The 17,888-nt window shown below is 72.5% G+C and carries 17 protein-coding genes and 1 pseudogene; 5 read left to right on the top strand and 13 right to left on the bottom strand.

Annotated elements, in window-relative coordinates:
- Position 1: 1 nt before the first annotated feature.
- The 3 genes from KV205_RS10515 to KV205_RS10505 form a co-directional block, all read right to left on the bottom strand.
- Positions 2–589, bottom strand: a complete 588-nt coding sequence (locus KV205_RS10515) for a hypothetical protein (RefSeq protein ID WP_265863873.1) — start codon at positions 587–589, stop codon at positions 2–4.
- 23 nt (positions 590–612) lie between these two features.
- Complete coding sequence (locus KV205_RS10510; RefSeq protein ID WP_265863872.1) at positions 613–1,941, bottom strand: MFS transporter; 1,329 nt, start codon at positions 1,939–1,941, stop codon at positions 613–615.
- A gap of 75 nt (positions 1,942–2,016) precedes the next feature.
- Positions 2,017–3,240, bottom strand: a complete 1,224-nt coding sequence (locus tag KV205_RS10505) for an MFS transporter (RefSeq protein WP_265864071.1) — start codon at positions 3,238–3,240, stop codon at positions 2,017–2,019.
- 112 nt (positions 3,241–3,352) lie between these two features.
- Here KV205_RS10505 and KV205_RS10500 point away from each other — a divergent pair, with 112 nt between their 5' ends.
- Positions 3,353–4,354 (top strand): GlxA family transcriptional regulator, encoded by a 1,002-nt coding sequence (locus KV205_RS10500; protein WP_265863871.1) that lies wholly within the window; start codon positions 3,353–3,355, stop codon positions 4,352–4,354.
- On the opposite strand, the gene KV205_RS10495 is transcribed toward KV205_RS10500, so the two are convergent.
- Positions 4,344–5,393 carry a Zn-dependent alcohol dehydrogenase gene (locus KV205_RS10495; RefSeq protein WP_265863870.1) on the bottom strand — a complete coding sequence of 350 codons (1,050 nt, stop codon included), beginning with the start codon at positions 5,391–5,393 and terminating at the stop codon, positions 4,344–4,346. The two genes, KV205_RS10500 and KV205_RS10495, sit on opposite strands and share 11 nt — an antisense overlap.
- 242 nt (positions 5,394–5,635) lie before the next feature.
- Complete coding sequence (locus tag KV205_RS10490; protein ID WP_265863869.1) at positions 5,636–6,550, bottom strand: SDR family oxidoreductase; 915 nt, start codon at positions 6,548–6,550, stop codon at positions 5,636–5,638.
- Between the two features lie 101 nt (positions 6,551–6,651).
- On the opposite strand from KV205_RS10490, the gene KV205_RS10485 reads away from it, so the two are divergent.
- The gene (locus KV205_RS10485; protein ID WP_265863868.1) at positions 6,652–7,578 is read left to right on the top strand and encodes a cyclase family protein; all 927 of its coding nucleotides are present in this window, start codon (positions 6,652–6,654) and stop codon (positions 7,576–7,578) included.
- 171 nt (positions 7,579–7,749) lie between these two features.
- Here the strand turns inward: KV205_RS10485 and KV205_RS10480 are convergent, their stop codons facing one another.
- The 4 genes from KV205_RS10480 to KV205_RS10465 form a co-directional block, all read right to left on the bottom strand.
- Positions 7,750–8,184 (bottom strand): ATP-binding protein, encoded by a 435-nt coding sequence (locus tag KV205_RS10480; RefSeq protein ID WP_265863867.1) that lies wholly within the window; start codon positions 8,182–8,184, stop codon positions 7,750–7,752.
- Positions 8,185–8,565: 381 nt separating this feature from the next.
- Positions 8,566–9,441 carry an acyl-CoA dehydrogenase family protein gene (locus KV205_RS10475; protein WP_265864070.1) on the bottom strand — a complete coding sequence of 292 codons (876 nt, stop codon included), beginning with the start codon at positions 9,439–9,441 and terminating at the stop codon, positions 8,566–8,568.
- Between the two features lie 8 nt (positions 9,442–9,449).
- Positions 9,450–10,583: an acyl-CoA dehydrogenase family protein gene (locus KV205_RS10470; RefSeq protein ID WP_265863866.1), complete on the bottom strand. Its 1,134-nt coding sequence runs from the start codon at positions 10,581–10,583 to the stop codon at positions 9,450–9,452.
- The gene (locus KV205_RS10465) at positions 10,583–11,773 is read right to left on the bottom strand and encodes an amidohydrolase family protein (protein ID WP_265863865.1); all 1,191 of its coding nucleotides are present in this window, start codon (positions 11,771–11,773) and stop codon (positions 10,583–10,585) included. The genes KV205_RS10470 and KV205_RS10465 overlap by 1 nt, the downstream gene beginning before the upstream one ends.
- Before the next feature lie 145 nt (positions 11,774–11,918).
- On the opposite strand from KV205_RS10465, the gene KV205_RS10460 reads away from it, so the two are divergent.
- Positions 11,919–13,424 (top strand): class I adenylate-forming enzyme family protein, encoded by a 1,506-nt coding sequence (locus KV205_RS10460; protein WP_265863864.1) that lies wholly within the window; start codon positions 11,919–11,921, stop codon positions 13,422–13,424.
- Here KV205_RS10460 and KV205_RS10455 read toward each other — a convergent pair.
- Together KV205_RS10455 and KV205_RS10450 are read right to left on the bottom strand one after the other, a co-directional pair.
- On the bottom strand, positions 13,421–13,714 hold the full coding sequence (locus KV205_RS10455; RefSeq protein ID WP_265863862.1) for a phage holin family protein: 294 nt from the start codon (positions 13,712–13,714) through the stop codon (positions 13,421–13,423). The genes KV205_RS10460 and KV205_RS10455 overlap by 4 nt on opposite strands.
- Before the next feature lie 51 nt (positions 13,715–13,765).
- A complete protein-coding gene (locus KV205_RS10450) occupies positions 13,766–14,140 on the bottom strand; it encodes an STAS domain-containing protein (protein WP_265863861.1) in 375 nt (124 codons plus the stop codon).
- Between the two features lie 268 nt (positions 14,141–14,408).
- Here KV205_RS10450 and KV205_RS10445 point away from each other — a divergent pair.
- Together KV205_RS10445 and KV205_RS10440 are read left to right on the top strand one after the other, a co-directional pair.
- Positions 14,409–14,998 (top strand): annotated as a pseudogene (locus tag KV205_RS10445) (sigma-70 family RNA polymerase sigma factor).
- Positions 14,995–16,329 carry a zf-HC2 domain-containing protein gene (locus KV205_RS10440; RefSeq protein WP_265863860.1) on the top strand — a complete coding sequence of 445 codons (1,335 nt, stop codon included), beginning with the start codon at positions 14,995–14,997 and terminating at the stop codon, positions 16,327–16,329. Before KV205_RS10445 ends, KV205_RS10440 begins: the two are co-directional and overlap by 4 nt.
- Positions 16,330–16,349: 20 nt before the next feature.
- Here the strand turns inward: KV205_RS10440 and purU are convergent, their stop codons facing one another.
- Both purU and KV205_RS10430 read right to left on the bottom strand, forming a co-directional pair.
- Entirely contained in the window at positions 16,350–17,201 is an 852-nt protein-coding gene (gene purU / locus KV205_RS10435) for a formyltetrahydrofolate deformylase (protein ID WP_265863859.1), read from the bottom strand.
- Between the two features lie 99 nt (positions 17,202–17,300).
- The gene (locus tag KV205_RS10430; RefSeq protein WP_265864068.1) at positions 17,301–17,747 is read right to left on the bottom strand and encodes a hypothetical protein; all 447 of its coding nucleotides are present in this window, start codon (positions 17,745–17,747) and stop codon (positions 17,301–17,303) included.
- Between the last annotated feature and the right edge of the window lie 141 nt (positions 17,748–17,888).

The following is a 17,888-nucleotide window of genomic DNA, read 5'->3' as shown; positions in this document are numbered from 1 at the left end:
CTCACACCGTGCCCAACGGCGCGGGCTCGTGGCCGGCCCCGGCCCACACGGCGAAGCCGGCGAGCGCGAACGCGGTGACGAGGGCGAGCGTTCCGTACAGCACCACCCAGCCGAACATCGCGCCGCCGGTGACGTACGGGCGGTCCGGAAGGAGCAGTCGGCGGGCGACCAGGCTCGGGACCGTGAGCGCCGCCGTGGTTCCGAGCCACCACACCGGGCTCCACAGCGGCCCGGCCCCCAGCGCCGCGGCCCCGCCGAGGACCGGCAGGAGGGTGACGACGGCCGTCACCGCCGGCACCCAGTACCAGGAGTCGCACCCGTCGATACGGCGGCCGGCCCAGCGGGCGAGCGCGAGCAGCGGCGCCACCACGGCGACCGACAGCAGAGCCCCGACGGCGGTGCCGGCCACCGCGGAGATCGGCACGAACAGCAGCAGGGCGAAGACCGTCCCCGGTGTGTAGGTCAGGCTCGGGATCCACACGGACAGCGCGGTCACGCCGATCACCGCCTCGATGCCGAGCACTGTCATCGACACGATGAGGATCGCGCCGAGCCGGTCCCGCACACCCAACAGCCGTTCTGAACGCATTCAAATCCCCTCCGCCCCGCATACTAGGCCACGGCGACCACCGGCTCCGGCTCCGGCTTCGGTTCCGGCTTCCGCCGGATCACCAGGGCCATCAGCGCCGCCGCCGCGCACAGCGCGCCCGAGGCGTACCAGACGAGGTCGTACGAGCCGAAGACGTCCCGCGCCAGGCCGCCCGCGAAGGCGATGACGGCGGCGCCGACCTGGTGGGAGGCGAGGACCCAGCCGAAGACGATGGCGCTGTCCTCGCCGTAGTGCTCGCGGCAGAGCGCGATGGTGGGCGGGACGGTGGCGACCCAGTCGAGGCCGTAGAAGACGATGAAGAACAGCATCGGCGGGTGCACGGCCGGCGCGAGCAGCATCGGCAGGAAGAGCAGCGAGATGCCGCGCAGCGCGTAGTAGACGGCGAGCAGGCGGCGCGCCTCGAAGCGGTCGGTGAACCAGCCGGAGGCGATCGTGCCGACGACGTCGAAGACGCCGATCACCGCGAGGAGCCCGGCGGCCGCCGTCACCGGCATGCCGTGGTCGTGGGCCGCGGGCACGAAGTGGGTCTTGACCAGGCCGTTCGTCGAGGCGCCGCAGATCGCGAAGGTGCCGGCGAGCAGCCAGAAGGGGCCGGTGCGGGCCGCGCGGAAGAGGACGGTGACGGCGCGGCGGGCGGCGCCGGTGACGGGCGCGGGCTTCGGCGCGTACTCCCCGCCGTACGGGGCGAGGCCGACGTCCGCCGGGTGGTCGCGGAGCAGCAGCCAGACGAACGGGACGACGGCGAGCGCGGCGAGCGCCACCGTCACGGCGGCCGGCTCCCAGCCGTGATGCTCGACCAGCCACGAGAGCAGCGGCAGGAAGACCAGCTGGCCCGAGGCACCGGCCGCGGTGAGGATGCCGGTGACCAGACCGCGCCGGGCGGTGAACCAGCGGTTGGTGACGGTCGCGGCGAAGGCCAGCGCCATGGAGCCGCTGCCGAGGCCGACGAGCACGCCCCAGTAGAGGACCAGCTGCCAGGCCGCCGTCATCCATACGGTGAGCAGCGAACCGGCCGCGATGACCGTGAGCGCCACGGCCACCACCCGGCGGATGCCGAACCGGTCCATGAGCGCGGCGGCGAACGGCGCCGTCAGGCCGTACAGCGCGAGGTTCACCGACACCGCGAAGCCGATCGTGCCCCGCGACCAGTGGAACTCCTCGTGCAGCGGCTCGATGAGCAGCCCGGGCAGCGAGGCGAAGGCGGCCGCGCCGATGATCGTGACGAAGGTGACGGCCGCGACGAACCACGCGCGGTGGATGCGAGGGGTACGGACGGGCGGGCGGGCTGTCGCGGCAAGGGGCTCGGTTGTCTGGGTCACGTCACTCAGCATCCCGAGCCGGCCGCACACTCACCATTGGCCCGAATGACAGCTTTCCAAAGGATCGGGCCACGCCCCTTGGCCGGGTCAGATGCGCGGCAGCGTCCTGATCGGGCGCACCACCAGCAACGCCCCCACCACAAGCACCGCGATCCCCGCCCCCACGAGCAGCACCCGCTCCGCCCCGACCACCACCGCCACCGGGCCCGAAAGCGCCCGCCCCACGCCCATCATCAGCAGCGATCCGGCCACGTCGTACGCGTGCATCCGGTTCAGCGCGTCCTGCGGGACGTGCGTCTGCACCGACGTCGACCACATCACCAGCCAGAACGCGAAGGCCGCCCCCGCCAGGAACGCGCCTGTGTGCAGCAGCGGCACCGGCGCCCCGGTCCCGAGCAGCAGCAGGTTCACCGGCAGGCCGAGCAGCGCCACCGCGCCGGCGGCGAGCGGGCGCACCGGGCGCAGCCGGAGCGCGAGGAGGCCGCCGACGGCGCTGCCCGCGCCGTTGACGGCCATCAGCACGCCGTACGTGGCCGAGCCGTACTCCTCGGTGATCAGGCTCGCGGTGAGCGGGACCATCGGCCCGGCGACCGTCAGGCCGTACACCGTCCAGATCGCGATGACCCCCCACAGCCAGCTGCGGGCCCGGAACTCCCGCCATCCCAGAGCCATTTCGGCGAGCAGCGAGCCGCGCGGGGCGTCGTCGGACGGCACCGGGGCCACGCGCAGCAGGGCGAAGCAGACGGCGCTGACGGCGAAGGTGGAGGCGTTGACGGCGAAGGCGGCGCCCGCGTTCCAGAGCGCGACCAGCAGACCGGCGAGGGCCGGGCCCGCCATGGTCATCAGCGCCTCGACGACCCGCAGCACGGCGTTGGCCCGCTGCACGTCGGGCGCGATGCGCGGAATGGTCGACGCGACGCCCGGCTGAAACAGCGCGGCGCCGACGCCGGCGACGGCGGACAGCACGTACACCGCCCACAGCGGCGGACTGCCGAGCGCGAAGGCGATCGCGAGGAGCAGCGCCCCGGGGAGGCGCAGCAGATCGGCGACGATCATCATCCGGCGGGCGGTGAAACGGTCCGCGAGGACCCCGCCGAACAGCACGAAGACGGCGAAGGCCGCCGTCCACAGGCCGAGCGCGTAGCCGACGGAGGAGCCGGAGTGGCCGGCGCCGATGAGGCCGGCCGCGAAGGCGACCGGGACCATGCCCTCGCCGAGGACGGCGACGGCGCGGGCGACGAAAAAGAGCCGGAAGTTGCGGTTCCAGAGCGCGGGCGGCGCGGATATCCGTTCGGGAATCCGCTCGGGAATCTGCTCGGCGGCCTCAGACTTGTACGTGTTGTCCGTCACGGACACACACGTACCAGCAAGGTGGTCTGGACCACCACTGCTTTACGCAACCGCTTTCCGAAGGGAGTCCAGCATGCGGGCGCACCGCGTCGCCGTCCTCGCCCTGCCCGGGCTGCTCCCCTTCGAACTGGGCATCCCGCACCGGATCTTCGGCCGCGCCAAGGACCCGGCGGGCCGGCCGCTGTACGAGATCGTGACCTGCGCCCCGGTCCCCGGCCCGGTCCAGACGGACGCCGACTTCGCCATCCACGTCGAGCACGGCCCGGAGGCGCTCGCCACCGCCGACACGGTGGTCGTGCCCGCCTCGTACGAGCTGGGGCCGGTGTACGAGGAGGGGCGGCTGACCGAGGAGCTGGCCGCCGCGCTCGCACGGATCCGGCCCGGCACGCGGCTGGTCTCCATCTGCACCGGCGGGTACGTGCTGGCCGCGGCCGGGTTCCTCGACGGGCGCCCGGCGACCACGCACTGGGCCTCCGCCGAGCACTTCCAGCGGGTCTTCCCAAAGGTGCGGGTCGACGCGGACGTGCTGTTCGTGGACGACGGGGACGTGCTGACCTCGGCCGGGGTGGCCGCCGGGATCGACCTGTGCCTGCACATCGTGCGCCGCGACCACGGCACGGCCGTCGCCAACGAGGTGGCCCGGCGCACGGTGGTGCCGCCGCACCGGGACGGCGGGCAGGCGCAGTACATCGCGCGGCCCGTGCCCGAGCCGGGGAGCTCGACCACGACCGCCGCCCGGGCCTGGGCGCTCGCCCACCTCCACGAGCCGATCCAGCTGCGCGACCTGGCCGTACGGGAGTCGATGAGCGTACGGACCTTCACCCGCCGGTTCCGCGACGAGGTCGGCGTCAGCCCCGGCCAGTGGCTCACCCAGCAGCGGGTGGAGCGCGCCCGGCACCTGCTCGAGTCCACGGACCTGCCGGTCGACCAGATCGCCCGCGACGCCGGCTTCGGCACCGCCCAGTCGCTGCGGACGCACCTCCAGGCGGCGATCGGGGTCACGCCGACGGCGTACCGGCGCACCTTCCGTACGGCGACGGCGGCGGGTGCGCCGGCAACGGGTGTCAGAACGTGAGCACGCCCCTCGCCACCTTCCCCTGCTCCGCGTCCTCCACGGCCCGCGCGAACTCCTCCACCGGGTAGGTGGCGGTGACCAGTTCGTCGAGCAGGAGGCGGCCCGAGCGGTACAGCTCCGCGTACAGCGCGATGTCCTTCTGCGGGCGCGAGGAGCCGTAGCGGCAGCCGAGGATCGACTTGTCCAGGAACATCGCGGCGGGCGGGAAGCTCGCCTCGGCGGTCGGCGCGGTCATCCCGAGCAGGATGGCCTGGCCGTGCCGGTCGAGCAGGTCGATCGCGGTGCGGACGAGTCCGGTGTGGCCGACGCACTCGAAGACGTGGTCGGCGCCGGTGGGCAGCACGTCCCGTACGGCGTCCGTGGACGTCAGGAAGTGCGTGGCGCCGAAGAGGCGGGCCGCGTCCTCCTTGGCCGGGTTGGTGTCGACGGCGACGATCGTGGGTGCGCCGGCGATCCGCGCGCCCTGGATCACGTTGAGGCCGATGCCGCCGGTGCCGATGACGACGACGGTCTCGCCGTGGGCGACCTTGGCGCGGTTGAGGACCGCGCCGACGCCGGTCAGGACGCCGCAGCCCATGAGGGCGGCGGAGGTGAGCGGGATGTCCTCCGGGATCTTCACCGCCTGGACGGCCTTGACGACGGTCCGCTCGGCGAAGGAGGAGTTGGACGCGAACTGGAACACCGGCGCCCCGGCGCGCGAGAACGGCCGGCCGGGCCTGCCGATGGCCTTGCGGCACATGGTGGGCCGGCCCCGGTCGCAGTCGGCGCAGGCGCCGCAGTTCGCGAGCGTGGACAGCGCGACGTGGTCGCCGGGCGCGACGTGCGTGACGCCGGGCCCGACGGCCTCGACGACCCCGGCGCCCTCGTGTCCGAGGACGACGGGCGCGGGGAACGGGATCGTCCCGTCCACGACGGACAGATCGCTGTGACACAGCCCCGCGGCCCTGATGCCGACGAGCACCTCGCCGGGCCCGGGCTCGCGCACCTCCAGGTCGTCGACGACCCGGACCTCCTTGCCGTCGAACACGACGCCTCTCATGCTGCATGCACCTCCGTCGTGGGCGGGGCCTGGGGATTTCCCCCACCCCACCCCTTCCCGAAACTCTGACGAGACTGCCGAGCCCTGCGGGCCCGGCGGGACCTGCGGCGCAGCCCCGGTCCGCGGGCACCCCGGGCGAACCGGGCACAGCCCGGGGCCCGCTCGGGCCCGGCTGACGCGGGTCAGGGCAGCCGCCCGCCGGGCCCGGCGGCGCGGGGCCGGCCCACGGCACGCCCCACCCCCTACGCGTTCGGGCGCGAGCCCCGGGCCGCCGCGCGGGCCATTTCCTCCAGTTGCTGGAGCATCGGCATGGGGTCGATGCCGACCGTGCCCGGGAGGAAGTCGGCTATGCGGTCCGGGGTCCAGGCGCCGGACTCGGCGTAGGCGGCGCGGAGTTCGCGGGGTTGGGACCAGACGGCGATCTTGGGGCCGGCGATCGTGTAGACCTGGCCGGTGATGCGCTCGGCCTTGGCGCGGTCGGACAGGAGGTAGACGACGAGGGCGGCGACGTCCTCGGGTTCACCGATCTCCTTGAGCTCCATGGGCACGTTGGCGGACATGCGGGTGCGGGCGACCGGGGCGACGGCGTTGGCCGTGACGCCGTACTTGTGCAGGCCGAGGGCGGCACTCCGCACGAGCGAGATGATGCCGCCCTTGGCGGCGGAGTAGTTGGCCTGGGCCACCGACCCCGCGTGGTTGCCGCTGGTGAAGCCGATGAGGGTGCCGGACCCCTGGCGGCGCATCACGGCGGAGGCGGCCCGGAAGACGGTGAAGGTGCCCTTGAGGTGGGTGGCCAGGACCGGATCCCACTCCTCCTCGGACATGTTGAAGAGCATCCGCTCGCGCAGGATGCCGGCCACGCACACCACCCCGTCGATCCGCCCGTACTCGGCGAGCGCCACGTCCACCAGGCGCTGCCCGCCCGCCATCGTCGAGATGTCGTCGGCGACGGCCACCGCCGCGCCGCCCGCCGCCTCGATCTCCTTCACCACCGCCTCGGCGACCGCGCTCGTCGGCTCGCCGCCCTCGATGGAGACCCCGTAGTCGTTGACGACGACCTTCGCGCCCTCGGCGGCGCAGGCGAGGGCGACCGCACGGCCGATCCCCCGCCCCGCGCCCGTGACGGCGACGACCTTCCCTGCCAAGAAGTTCCCCACGCCCGGCCCCTTCCCGCGGTTTCTGACGGTCCGTTAGATTCATTCGTCAGCGGGATTCTACGACCCGTCAGATACCGGAGAACAAGACCTCGGAGGCCCCGATGTCACTTCCCGTCGAGTTCCACGAGATCGCCAAACGCGTGAACAACTGGGGGCGTTGGGGGCGCGACGACGAGATCGGCACCCTCAACCTGATCACCGACGACGTCGTGCGCGCGGCCGCCGCGACCGTCCGGACCGGCCGCCGCGTCCCGCTCGCCGTCGACCTCAAGCAGGACGGCGTGCAGACCGACATGATCGCCGGCCGGGTCAACCCGCTGCACGTCATGGTGCAGATCAACCAGGAGCTCTTCGGCCCCGGCACGGTCGCCACCAGCGACGACGCGGTGACCATGGGCCTGCAGGCCGGCACCCACTGGGACGCCCTCACGCACGCCTCCCACTCGGGCCGGATCTACAACGGGCGCCCTGCCGCCACCGTCACCGCGCACGGGCGCTCCGAGTTCAGCGGCATCCACACCGCCCGGCACGTCGTGAGCCGCGGGGTGCTGCTCGACGTGGCGGCGGCCAAGGGGGTGGACCGGCTGCCCGGGGACCACGCGGTGACGCCCGAGGACCTCGACGAGGCCGCCGAGTTCGGCGGGGTGACCGTACGGTCCGGGGACGTCGTGCTCGTACGCACCGGGCAGATGCAGGTGTATCTGGCCGGCGACAAGCACGGCTACGCCTTCCCGTCGCCCGGCCTGTCCGTCCGTACGCCCGAGTGGTTCCACGCCCGGGACGTGGCGGCGGTCGCCGACGACACGCTCACCTTCGAGATCTTCCCGCCGGAGATCGAGAACCTGTGGATGCCCGTCCACGCCCTCGATCTGGTCGAGATGGGCATGCTGCAGGGCCAGAACTGGAATCTTGAGGAGTTGTCCACAGCCTGTGCACAGGAGCGGCGTTACGCGTTCCTGCTCTCCGCGATGCCCGAGCCCTTCGTCGGCGGCACGGGCACACCGGTGGCACCGGTGGCCGTTTTTTAGAAACCGGAAGCGAGGAGATCGCGGGTGGCGGCACACTCGCGCGCGCCCCGAGCACGGCACGATCGCCGCCACCCGTCACGACCCGCGCACGCCGAGGGGCATGGCGCGGCCCCTCGACTCCCCTCGCAGAACGAATCGCTCACCCAAGGGTGATCAATTCACCACGAACCGTCAACAGCGCACCCGTGAGGGTGACACCGCCGCGACGGACTCCCCCGCCGGTGCCCGGTCCACCTCGCACCAGATGCTCTTGCCCGCGCCCTCGCGCTGCCAGCCCCACCGGTCGGCGAGCCCGTCCACCAACTCCAGGCCGCGCCCGTTGGTGTCCTCGCCCTCCGCGTGCCGGGGCCGCGGCGGCCGGTCGCTCGTGTCGGCGACCTCGACCCGCACCCCGCCCCCGCCGAACAGCATCCGGAGCACCGCCGGACACCCCGTGTGGACCACGGCGTTGGTCACGAGCTCGGAGATGAGCAGCACCAGCGTCTCCGCCAGCGGCTCGTCCTCCCCTATGCCGGACCCGGCCATTCGCGAACGCGCCCAACGCCTGGCGCGCCCCACCTCCGCCGGGTCGGGCCCGACCTCCAACTGCACCTGAAGCACCTGCACCGTTCACACCATCCGAACCGGCGGACACACCTTTACGGAACGTGATTCCCTTGTGGGACAGCATGGTTGACGTACAGTCACGGCAACAAGCGCTTCGGGCATATTCCAGCGCGAAGGAGTACGCATGGTCCATACTGTGCGACGCACGCCCCGAGGAGTCGAACGCGGGGCGCGCCGGCCTGTCCGAGCGGCGGGCATTCCCGGCCGCGGAGCCACCGCATCGGCGGCACCGGCGCGGTCCGGGCCCACAAGCACTCGCATCCCACGGAGCGTACCGGAGCGGACCGCCGACTCCGGCGCGTGACGACCCCCGCGAAGGACACAACACGGTATCGACGCTGTGTGACCCGACGGGCACGACGCGGCACCGAGAGCGCACCCCTACAACCGGGCCGCGACCAGCTCCTCGGCCGCCGCCCCGCCGAGGCCGCGTTCGGCCCGTACCCAGGCCCGTTTCAGATGCAGATGCACATCGGCCTCCCAGGTGAAGCCCATTCCGCCGTGCACCTGGAGGCAGTCGCGGGCGCCGGCCACGGCGGCCTCGTCGGCGAGCAGCCGGGCCCCGGCGATCTCGGCGGGGTCGGCGGTGACGGCGGCGGCGTAGACGGCGGCGCGGGCGAGCTCGGTCCGTACGAGCATTCCGGCGCACAGGTGTTTCACGGCTTGGAATCCGCCCACGGGCTGTCCGAACTGTTCGCGGGTACGGGCGTGGGCGACGGCCAGTTCGGTGCTGCGGGCGGCGCTGCCGAGCTGCTCGGCGGCGGTGAGCAGGGAGACCAGGTCCGCGTCCAGCACGCCAATGGTCCCCGCGGGCACCCGGTGCAGCGGCGTCAACGGATCGACCGACCGGATCGGGACGGCGCCCTCGGCCGGACCCAGCACCACGTCCGCCGCGTCCAGCCATTCCACCACCGCGCTCCCACCGTCCACGCTCGTCACCACGAGCTCCCCCTCCGCGGCCCCCGGCACCTCGCCCGCCGCCAGGTGCGTGGCGATCAGCGGCCCGGGCAGCAGCGCCCGCCCGGCCTCCTCGAAGAGGAGCACCGCCTCGGGCAGTCCGAGCCCGACCCCGCCCGCTGCCTCCGGCAGCCGCAGCGCGAAGAACCCGGCCGCGCCGAGCTCCCGCCACAGCGCGCGGTCGAGCGCCCCGCCCGCGTCCACGGCCGCGCGGAGGGCCTCCCGCCCGAAGCGGGCGGCGAGCAGCTCCCGTACCCCCCGCTGGAGCGCCAGCTGGTCCTCGGTCAGTCGGAAGTCCACGGTGTCGGTCACCGGCCCTTCGGCAGGCCGAGGATGCGCTCGGCGACGATGTTCCGCTGGATCTGGGAGGTGCCCGCGGCGATCGTGTACGACAGCGAGGACAGCCGGTCCAGGTTCCAGTCGCGCCCGAGGTCGAGCGCGTCGGGTCCGAGGACGGCGGCGGCCGTGTCGTACAGCTCCTGACGGGCGTGCGAGTAGCGCAGCTTGAAGACGGAGCCGCCGACACCGGGGACGCCGCCGGTGGCCTGGGCCTCGCTGACGTTCCACTGCGTGAGCCGCCACAGGGCCTGGAACTCGGCGCCGAGCCTGCCGAGCCGGCGGCGCAGGACCGGGTCGTCCCAGCGTCCGTTCTTCCGGGCCTCGCGGGCGAGTTCGCCGAGGACGCGGCGGCAGGCGACGACCTCGCCGACGAAGGCGGTGCCGCGCTCGAAGGAGAGCGTCACCATGGTGACCCGCCAGCCGTCGTTCTCCTCCCCCACCCGGTTCGCCACCGGCACCCGCACCTCGTCGAGGAACATCTCGGCGAACTCGGTGGACCCGGCGAGGGTGCGCAGCGGCCGTACGGTGATCCCGGGGGCGTCCATCGGCATCGCGAGCCAGCTGATCCCGCGGTGTTTCGGGGCCTCGGGGTCGGTCCGTACGAGGAGTTCGCACCAGTCGGCGGCCTCGGCGTGCGAGGTCCAGATCTTCTGCCCGGTGACGACGTACGCGTCCCCGTCCCGTACGGCCCTGGTCCGCAGCGCGGCCAGGTCGGAGCCGGCCTCGGGCTCGCTGAAGCCCTGGCACCACACCTCGTCGCCGCGCAGCACCGGCTCCAGCCAGCGGGCCCGCTGCTCGGCCGTGCCCTCGGCGGCGATGGTCGGTCCCGCGTGGAGGAGGCCGACGAAGTTGGCGCCGACGTAGGGGGCCCCGGCCCGTTCGGTCTCCTCCAGGAAGATCAGCCGCTGGGTCGGGGAGGCGTCCCAGTGCACGTGCCCGTACCCGGCGTCGTACAGCCGGCGCTGCCAGCCGCAGTCGTAGGCGCGGCGGCCGGGCCAGTCGAGCGGATCGGGCTTCGCCGGCAGCTTCGGCAGCTCGGCGGCGAGCCACTCCCTGAGCCCCGCCCGGAACTCATCCTCCGCCTCCGAGTAGGTGAGCTCCATCAGACGATGCCCAGGCCCAGCATGCGGATGGCGTTGCCGCGCATCAGTTTGTAGACGGTCTCGTCGTCGAGTCCCTTGACGTGATCGAGGGCGACTTCCTTGGTGTGCGGGAAGGTGGAGTCGACATGCGGGTAGTCGGTCTCGAAGGTGGCGTTGTCGCGCCCGACGACGTCCAGGGACGCGATGCCGTGCTTGTCGCGGAAGAAGCAGCAGAAGATCTGCCGGTAGTAGTACGTGGACGGCGGCTCGGGGATCAGATCGCGCACCCCGCCCCAGGCCCGGTGCTCCTCCCACACGTCGTCGGCGCGCTCCAGGGCGTACGGGATCCACCCCATCTGCCCCTCGCTGTACGCCAACTTCAGTCGCGGGAACTTCACCAGGACCCCACTGAAGAGGAAGTCCATCATCGAGGCCATCGCGTTGTTGAAGCTGAGGCTGGCCTGGACGGCGGGCGGGGCGTCGGGGGACGCGGCGGGCATCTGGCTGCTGGAGCCGATGTGCATGTTGACGACGGTCCCGGTCTCCTGGCACACGGCGAAGAAGGGGTCCCAGTAGCCGGAGTGGATCGACGGCAGCCCGAGGTGGGTGGGGATCTCGGAGAAGGTGACGGCCCGGACCCCGCGCTCGGCGTTGCGCCGGATCTCGGCGACGGCCAGGTCGATGTCCCACAGCGGGATGATGCACAGCGGGATCAGCCGGCCGCCGCTGTCGCCGCACCACTCCTCGACCATCCAGTCGTTGTAGGCGCGGACGCAGGCCAGGGCGACCTCCTTGTCCTTGGCCTCGGCGAAGGTCTGCCCGCAGAAGCGCGGGAAGGTGGGGAAGCAGAGCGAGGCCTCGACATGGTTGAGGTCCATGTCGGCGAGCCGGGCCTCGGGGTCCCAGCAGCCGCGCCGCATCTCCTCCCGGGTGATCCCCTCCAGGGTCATGTCGTCCCGGTCGAAGCCGACGGCGGCGATGTTGCGCTTGTACGGGAACTTCAGGTCCTCGTAGATCCACCAGTCGGTGGGCGGCCCGTCGGGGTCCATGGTGATCTGGTACTTCCCGCCGACGTACGCGAGCTCCCCGATGCCGGCCGTGAGGGGCTGCGGCCCCCGGTCGCGGTACTTGGCGGGGAGCCAGGTCTCGAAGAGGTGCGCGGGCTCGATCACGTGGTCGTCGACGCTGATGATGCGGGGCAGTTCCGTCATGACCCCTCCGGTTTCCGATCCGGTTTCTGATGACCCGTCAGATACGGGCTCCGCATCAGGCTATCCCCGCACCCCTGGACCGACAAGGACCGGCCCTCTACGCTCCCCTCACGATCTGACGGACAGTCAGCTACCGGGAGTGGTCATGACCGAAACCGCACACGCCCTGGGTGCCTCCCGCACGCTCTGGGAGCTCGTCGCCCGCCGCGCCGCGCTCACCCCCGACCGGCCCGTCCTGCTCCAGGAGGACCGGGTGCTCACCTTCGGGGAGCTGCGCGAGCGGGCCGAGCGCTGTGCCGCCGGGCTGTACGGGAAGGGGGTGCGGGCCGGGAGCGTGGTGGCGTGGCAGCTGCCGACCCGGATCGAGACCGCGGTGCTGTCCTTCGCGCTGGCCCGGCTCGGGGCCGTACAGTCGCCGGTCATCCCGTTCTACCGGGACAAGGAGGTCGGCTTCGCGCTGCGCGCGTCCGGCGCCGAGTTCTTCGCCGTGCCCGGGGTGTGGCGGGGCTTCGACCACACGGAGATGGCGCGGCGGCTCGGTGCGCGCGGGGTCTTCGAGGCGTACGAGAGCCTCCCGGACAGCGACCCGGCGGTGCTGCCGCCTCCGCCCCCGCCCGCCTCCGGCACCGATGTGCGCTGGATCTACTGGACCTCCGGCACCACCTCCGACCCCAAGGGCGTGCTGCACACCGACCGCTCGCTGATCGCGGGCGGCTCGTGCCTGGCCCACGCGCTGCACCTGAGCGAGAGCGACGTCGGCTCGATGGCCTTCCCGTACGCGCACATCGCCGGCCCCGACTACACGGTCATGCTGCTGCTCTACGGCTTCCCGGCCGTCATGTTCGAGCAGTTCGCGCTGCCCGACGCGCTGGAGGAGTACCGCAAGCACGGCGTCACGGTGGCCGGCGGCTCCACCGCCTTCTACTCGATGTTCCTCGCCGAGCAGCGCAAACAGCCGGGCGAGCCGATCATCCCGACCCTGCGGCTGCTCGCGGGCGGCGGCGCGCCCAAGCCGCCGGAGGTCTACCACGCGGTGGTCCGCGAGCTGGGCTGCCAGCTCACCCACGGCTACGGCATGACCGAGGTCCCGATGATCACCATGGGCGACCCGGGCGACACCGCCGAGAACCTGGCGACGACGGAGGGCCGGCCGCCCGCCGGGATGGAGATACGGATCGCCGAGGGCGGCGAGGTCAGGCTGCGCGGCGAGGCGGTGTGCCGGGGCTATCTCGACCCGGCGCAGACCGCCGCCGCCTTCGACGAGGACGGCTTCCTCATCACCGGCGACGTCGGGCACCTCACCGCGGGCGGGCACCTCGTCCTGACCGGCCGGCTGAAGGACATCATCATCCGCAAGGGGGAGAACATCTCCGCCAAGGAGATCGAGGACCTGCTGCACGAACACCCGGGTGTCGGCGACGCCGCCGTCATCGGCCTCCCGGACGCCGAACGCGGCGAGCGGGTCTGCGCGGTGATCGAACAGCCGGCAGGCGCCGCCCCGCTCACGCTGGAGGAGCTCACCGCCTTCCTCCGCACGGCCGGCCTGTCCGTCTTCAAACTGCCGGAGCAGCTGGAGGTGGTGGACGCCCTGCCGCGCAACGAGACGCTGCGGAAGGTCCTCAAGTACAAGCTGAGGGAGCGGTACGCCTAGGGCGTCTCCTCGGGCGCCGGCTCCTCCTTGCGCTTGTCGCGGCGCCCTCGCCACCAGGCGACGAGCGCGACGATCCCCGCGAAGGCGGCCACCCCGCCCTTGATGCCGAGCTTCACCGCCAGGTAGCCGACGAACAGGTGCCTGGGCCAGTCGAGCGCCCAGAGGACCCCGACGATCAGCGCGGCGACGGCGACCGCGATCAGTACCCCGATGAGCGTGCGGGTCGCCTTCGTGGGCTCGCCCGCATCCGGCTCGCCCGGCTCCTTCTTCTCTATCCCCGTGTCATGCACAGATCTACGATCGGGCCGACTTTCCGTATTTCCGTACGACTTCAGGAGGATTCACGCCGACAGAGGCGCGGCCGTGTCGTCGAGGGCGGCGGGGACGTCCGCGTACACCTCGAAGAGGCGGCGGACGCCGAGCGCGGCGAGGACGCGGTTGACGTGGGCGCCGTCCTCCGCGCCGCGGGCGGGCAGGATCAGCCGGAGCCGGCCGCCGCAGGACCGCATCAGGCGGCGGGCGGCGACGAGCACGCCGACGCCGCTGGAGTCGCAGAAGCGGACCGCGGAGAGGTCGAGGACCACGTCGTGGCGGCCGCCCGCGACCGCCTCGTGGAGCCGTCTGCGGATCAGCGGCGAGGTCACGAGGTCGAGCTCCCCGCTGATCCGCAGCACGGTCCATGGTTCCTGCCGGTCCTCGTCGACCTGGATCGTCACGGGCGGCGCCTTTCAGACGTGGGGGGGGAATCACCGGAGCGATCACCGGTCTTCACCGAGGGCGATCAGAGGGCGATCAAACGGAGGGGTGCCTTCCTGTCTCCTCCCGCTGCCCCGACACACCGCTCCGAAACCCCCGGATCCAGGGTTGTCGCTTTCCTTACCATCCGCCGGGCCCGTCAAGAGGGCACTTGCCGCAAACCATCGTGCATGCGGTCTCCGCGCATTACTTTGGAGTTCTGAAGTCGGGTCGGGAAGGTGTCGGAGGATGGCGACGAAGGACACACCGCCGCGCTGGGACCGCAGGATGCAGCAGCGTCTTGCGCGCGGCGAGGCCGCGGCGCTCGGCGAGTTCTACGACCGCTTCGCCTCGCTCGTGCACAGCCTGGCCCACCGGGTCCTCGACGACGACGAGGCCGCCGACCAGGTCACCCGCGAGGTCTTCGGCTACATCTGGGAGAACCCGACGCCTACGACCCCAAGCAGGGCAACATGCGCGCCTGGGTCGCCCGGCTCGCCCAGCGGCAGGCCGTCCACCGGCTGCGCCAGGCCGAGGCGCTGGCCTTCGCGGAGAGCGGCGAGGGCACGGCGGAGGAGCTGGAGCAGAAGGTGCGGCGGGCCTCGGTCGCGGCCCGTGCCGACTACATCGTGACCTCGATGCCGACGCCGTTGCGGCAGGCGCTCGAACTGGCGTATTTCCAGCGCCGCGACTACCGGCAGACCGCGGCCGACCTCGGGGTCACCGAGGACGAGGCGCGCCGCCGGCTGCGGCTCGGGCTGCAGTTGCTCTCCACCGCCAACACCCGCCCGCTGGAGGGCTCGCCGCCCGGCGGCGGCGGTTACGGGCGGACGCCGTGAGCGGGGCGAACGACGACCCCGAGGAGGTCGCACGCGCTCCGTGGATACCGGGCCCGCGCCGGTCGGCGGACGACCACGCGGACCTGACGTCGCCGTTCGGCGGGGCGTACGAGGAGCCGGAGGTTCCGGAGCGGGAGCCGTACGGGGCGGAGCCCGAGCCCGAGCGGCAGGAGCCGCCGCGGGCCCCGGCACCCGCGCCCGAAGCCGAACCCGCCCCCGAGCCCGCGCTCGAACTGCCGCACCGCGTGCTGAAGTCGCTGCTCGGCGCGTGGGCGCTCTCCGCCTGCTCGGCCGCCGAGACCCGGGCCGTCGAGGACCACCTCACCGAGTGCGCCCCGTGCGCGGAGGAGGCGCTGCGGCTGCGCGACGCGGTCGGGCTGCTGCACGCCGAGCGCGATCTGGACCTCGACCCGCTGCTGCGCTCGCGGGTCCTGGAGAACTGTCTGGGCCGCCGCCCGGCCCGTATCCCCGTACCGGCGTGGGCGACTCCGTACGACGCGGAGACCGCCCGGCTCGACGCGCTGCTCCGCGACATCGGCGAGTCGGAGTGGCACGCGCCGGTGCGGCTGCGGTGGTTCGAGGGCGAGCGGGCGGTGAACCGGAAGACCACGGTGGCCGGGGTGATCGGGCACCTGCTCGCCGTGGACGGTCTGGTGGCGGCCTCGCTCGGCCTGGACGACCCGCTGGGGAAGGGGATCGGCGAGCTGGCGCCGGCCGAGCGGACGGAGACGTACTGGAAGACCGCGCACCTGCCGCCGACCCGCGCGATCCGCGAGCCGTGGCGGGAGCAGAGCCACACCCTGATCCGCACGGTGTCCTTCGCCGGGCGCGGGGTGGCGGACCTCACGGTCACCTACGGCGACTTCGCGCTGCCGCTGCAGGACTCGCTCCTGGAGCGGGCCTTCGAGTGCTGGCGGCACGCGGAGGACATCGCGAACGCGGTGGCCTATCCGTACGACCCGCCGAGCGGCAGCCATCTGCACGGCATGATCGACCTGGCCGCCCGGCTCCTCCCGGCGGCCCTCGCCGACCGCCGCCGCACCGGTCTCGCGGGCCCGCCCCGCGAACTCGTCACGGCCGGCGCTCCCGGCCGCTCGGTGCACCTGGAGATCGAGGGCGCGGGCGGCGGCCACTGGTACATCGCCCTGGACTCCCCCGCCGCCCTCGGCTCCCCGGACCACACGGTGGCCCAGGTCGCCATGGACGGCGTCGAGTTCTGCCAGCTCATCGCCGGCCAGGTCCCGCCCCAGGACGCGGCGGCGGGCCAGGACGGCGACCGCGAGGCGATCCGCGACGTCCTGTTCGCGGCGGCCTCGCTGAGCCGGATGTAGCTGTCGCAGCCCTCCGGGGGTTACGCGAAGACGACCGTCCGGCGCCCGTTCAGCAGGATCCGGCGCTCCGCGTGCCACTTCACGGCCCGCGCCAGCGCCTGGCACTCCACGTCGCGGCCGATCGCGACGAGCTGGTCGGGGGTCACCTCGTGGCCGACGCGCTCGACCTCCTGCTCGATGATCGGGCCCTCGTCGAGGTCGGCCGTCACGTAGTGCGCGGTGGCGCCGATGAGCTTCACGCCGCGCGCGTGCGCCTGGTGGTAGGGCTTGGCGCCCTTGAAGCTGGGGAGGAAGGAGTGGTGGATGTTGATGATCCGGCCGGAGAGCTGCTTGCACAGGTCGTCGGAGAGGACCTGCATGTAGCGGGCCAGGACGACCAGCTCCACGTTCTCCTCGCGGACCAGCTCCAGAAGCTCCGCCTCGGCCTCCGCCTTGGTGTCCTTGGTGACCGGAATGTGGCGGAACGGAATGTCGTACGAGCCCACCAGTTCGGCGAAGTCGGTGTGGTTGGACACCACCGCGACGATCTCGACCGGCAGCGCGCCGATCGAGGAGCGGAACAGCAGGTCGTTCAGGCAGTGGCCGAACTTCGACACCATCAGGACGACGCGCATCCGCTCGTCGGCCCGGTCGATGTGCCAGTCCATCCCGAAGGAGTCCCCCACGGCCGCGAAGCTCGCCCGCAGCTTGTCCACCGTGACCGGCGCCTCGGCGGAGAAGTGGACCCGCATGAAGAAGAGACCGGTGTCACGGTCTCCGAACTGCTGGCTGTCCTCGATGTTGCAGCCGGTGATGAAGAGGTAGCTCGACACGGCGTGCACGATGCCCTGTTTGTCGGGGCAGGAGAGGGTGAGGACGTACTGGTCGGTCATTCGCCTAGCCTGCCACACGCGCGCGTACGGGCCGGGCCACGTCCGTCAGCCGGACCGCCTCACGGACCGCCTCGCCCGGACCGCCTCACCCGGACCGGGTCACGCCGCCCGCGTGATGATCCGCAGCACTTCCAGCGAGCGCGGCGGCTCGTCCGGGTCCTCCCCGTCCGCCGTCGCCATCCGTACGTGCGCCTCGCGCGCCGCCCGGACCGCCTCCGGCCAGGCGTGGTGCTCCATGAACGCGGACACATGGGCGTCCGCGCCCACCTGGTGCATGATGCGCAGCACCCGCAGCACGGCCACGTCGACGAGGGCGGCCTCGCCGGAGTCGCGGAAGATCGTTCCCACGTACTTCTCTGCTGACCAGCTGTCCAGCCAGGTGTCCTCGACGAGGCGGTAGACGGCGTCGGTGACGTCGCCGTACCCGTCCTGGCCGGCCAGCCAGGTCGTCTCGTGGAAGCCCGGGTCCGAGAGCATGTGCAGCGCGGAGCGCACATTGGCGCGCCAGCGCCACCACGGCATGTCGTTGAGCGGCATGCCGCCCATGGTGGAGGAGCGACGGCCGCGACGGGAAGAGTTCATGGAAGGGGAGGTGCTAGCGGACACCGTTCGATCGTACGTTCCCGCAGATCCGGGATCGCGCGACCCCCGTAATTCACCTTCACGTCACCCCGCGTTGATTCTCGC

The organism is Streptomyces sp. SKN60 (genome assembly GCF_026236535.1).
Classification (GTDB): domain Bacteria; phylum Actinomycetota; class Actinomycetes; order Streptomycetales; family Streptomycetaceae; genus Streptomyces.
Note: the sequence above shows the minus strand (reverse complement) of the source record. Positions and strands in the feature narration are given on the sequence as shown.

Coding starts and splice junctions, on each gene's coding strand:
- KV205_RS10485 (WP_265863868.1), top strand. CDS start 6,652: ATGTCACTTCCCGTCGAGTTCCACGAGATCGCCAAACGCGTGAACAAC.
- KV205_RS10500 (WP_265863871.1), top strand. CDS start 3,353: ATGCGGGCGCACCGCGTCGCCGTCCTCGCCCTGCCCGGGCTGCTCCCC.
- purU (WP_265863859.1), bottom strand. CDS start 17,201: ATGACCGACCAGTACGTCCTCACCCTCTCCTGCCCCGACAAACAGGGC.
- KV205_RS10430 (WP_265864068.1), bottom strand. CDS start 17,747: ATGGGCGGCATGCCGCTCAACGACATGCCGTGGTGGCGCTGGCGCGCC.
- KV205_RS10465 (WP_265863865.1), bottom strand. CDS start 11,773: ATGACGGAACTGCCCCGCATCATCAGCGTCGACGACCACGTGATCGAG.
- KV205_RS10515 (WP_265863873.1), bottom strand. CDS start 589: ATGCGTTCAGAACGGCTGTTGGGTGTGCGGGACCGGCTCGGCGCGATC.
- KV205_RS10470 (WP_265863866.1), bottom strand. CDS start 10,583: ATGGAGCTCACCTACTCGGAGGCGGAGGATGAGTTCCGGGCGGGGCTC.
- KV205_RS10495 (WP_265863870.1), bottom strand. CDS start 5,393: ATGAGAGGCGTCGTGTTCGACGGCAAGGAGGTCCGGGTCGTCGACGAC.
- KV205_RS10510 (WP_265863872.1), bottom strand. CDS start 1,941: ATGCTGAGTGACGTGACCCAGACAACCGAGCCCCTTGCCGCGACAGCC.
- KV205_RS10460 (WP_265863864.1), top strand. CDS start 11,919: ATGACCGAAACCGCACACGCCCTGGGTGCCTCCCGCACGCTCTGGGAG.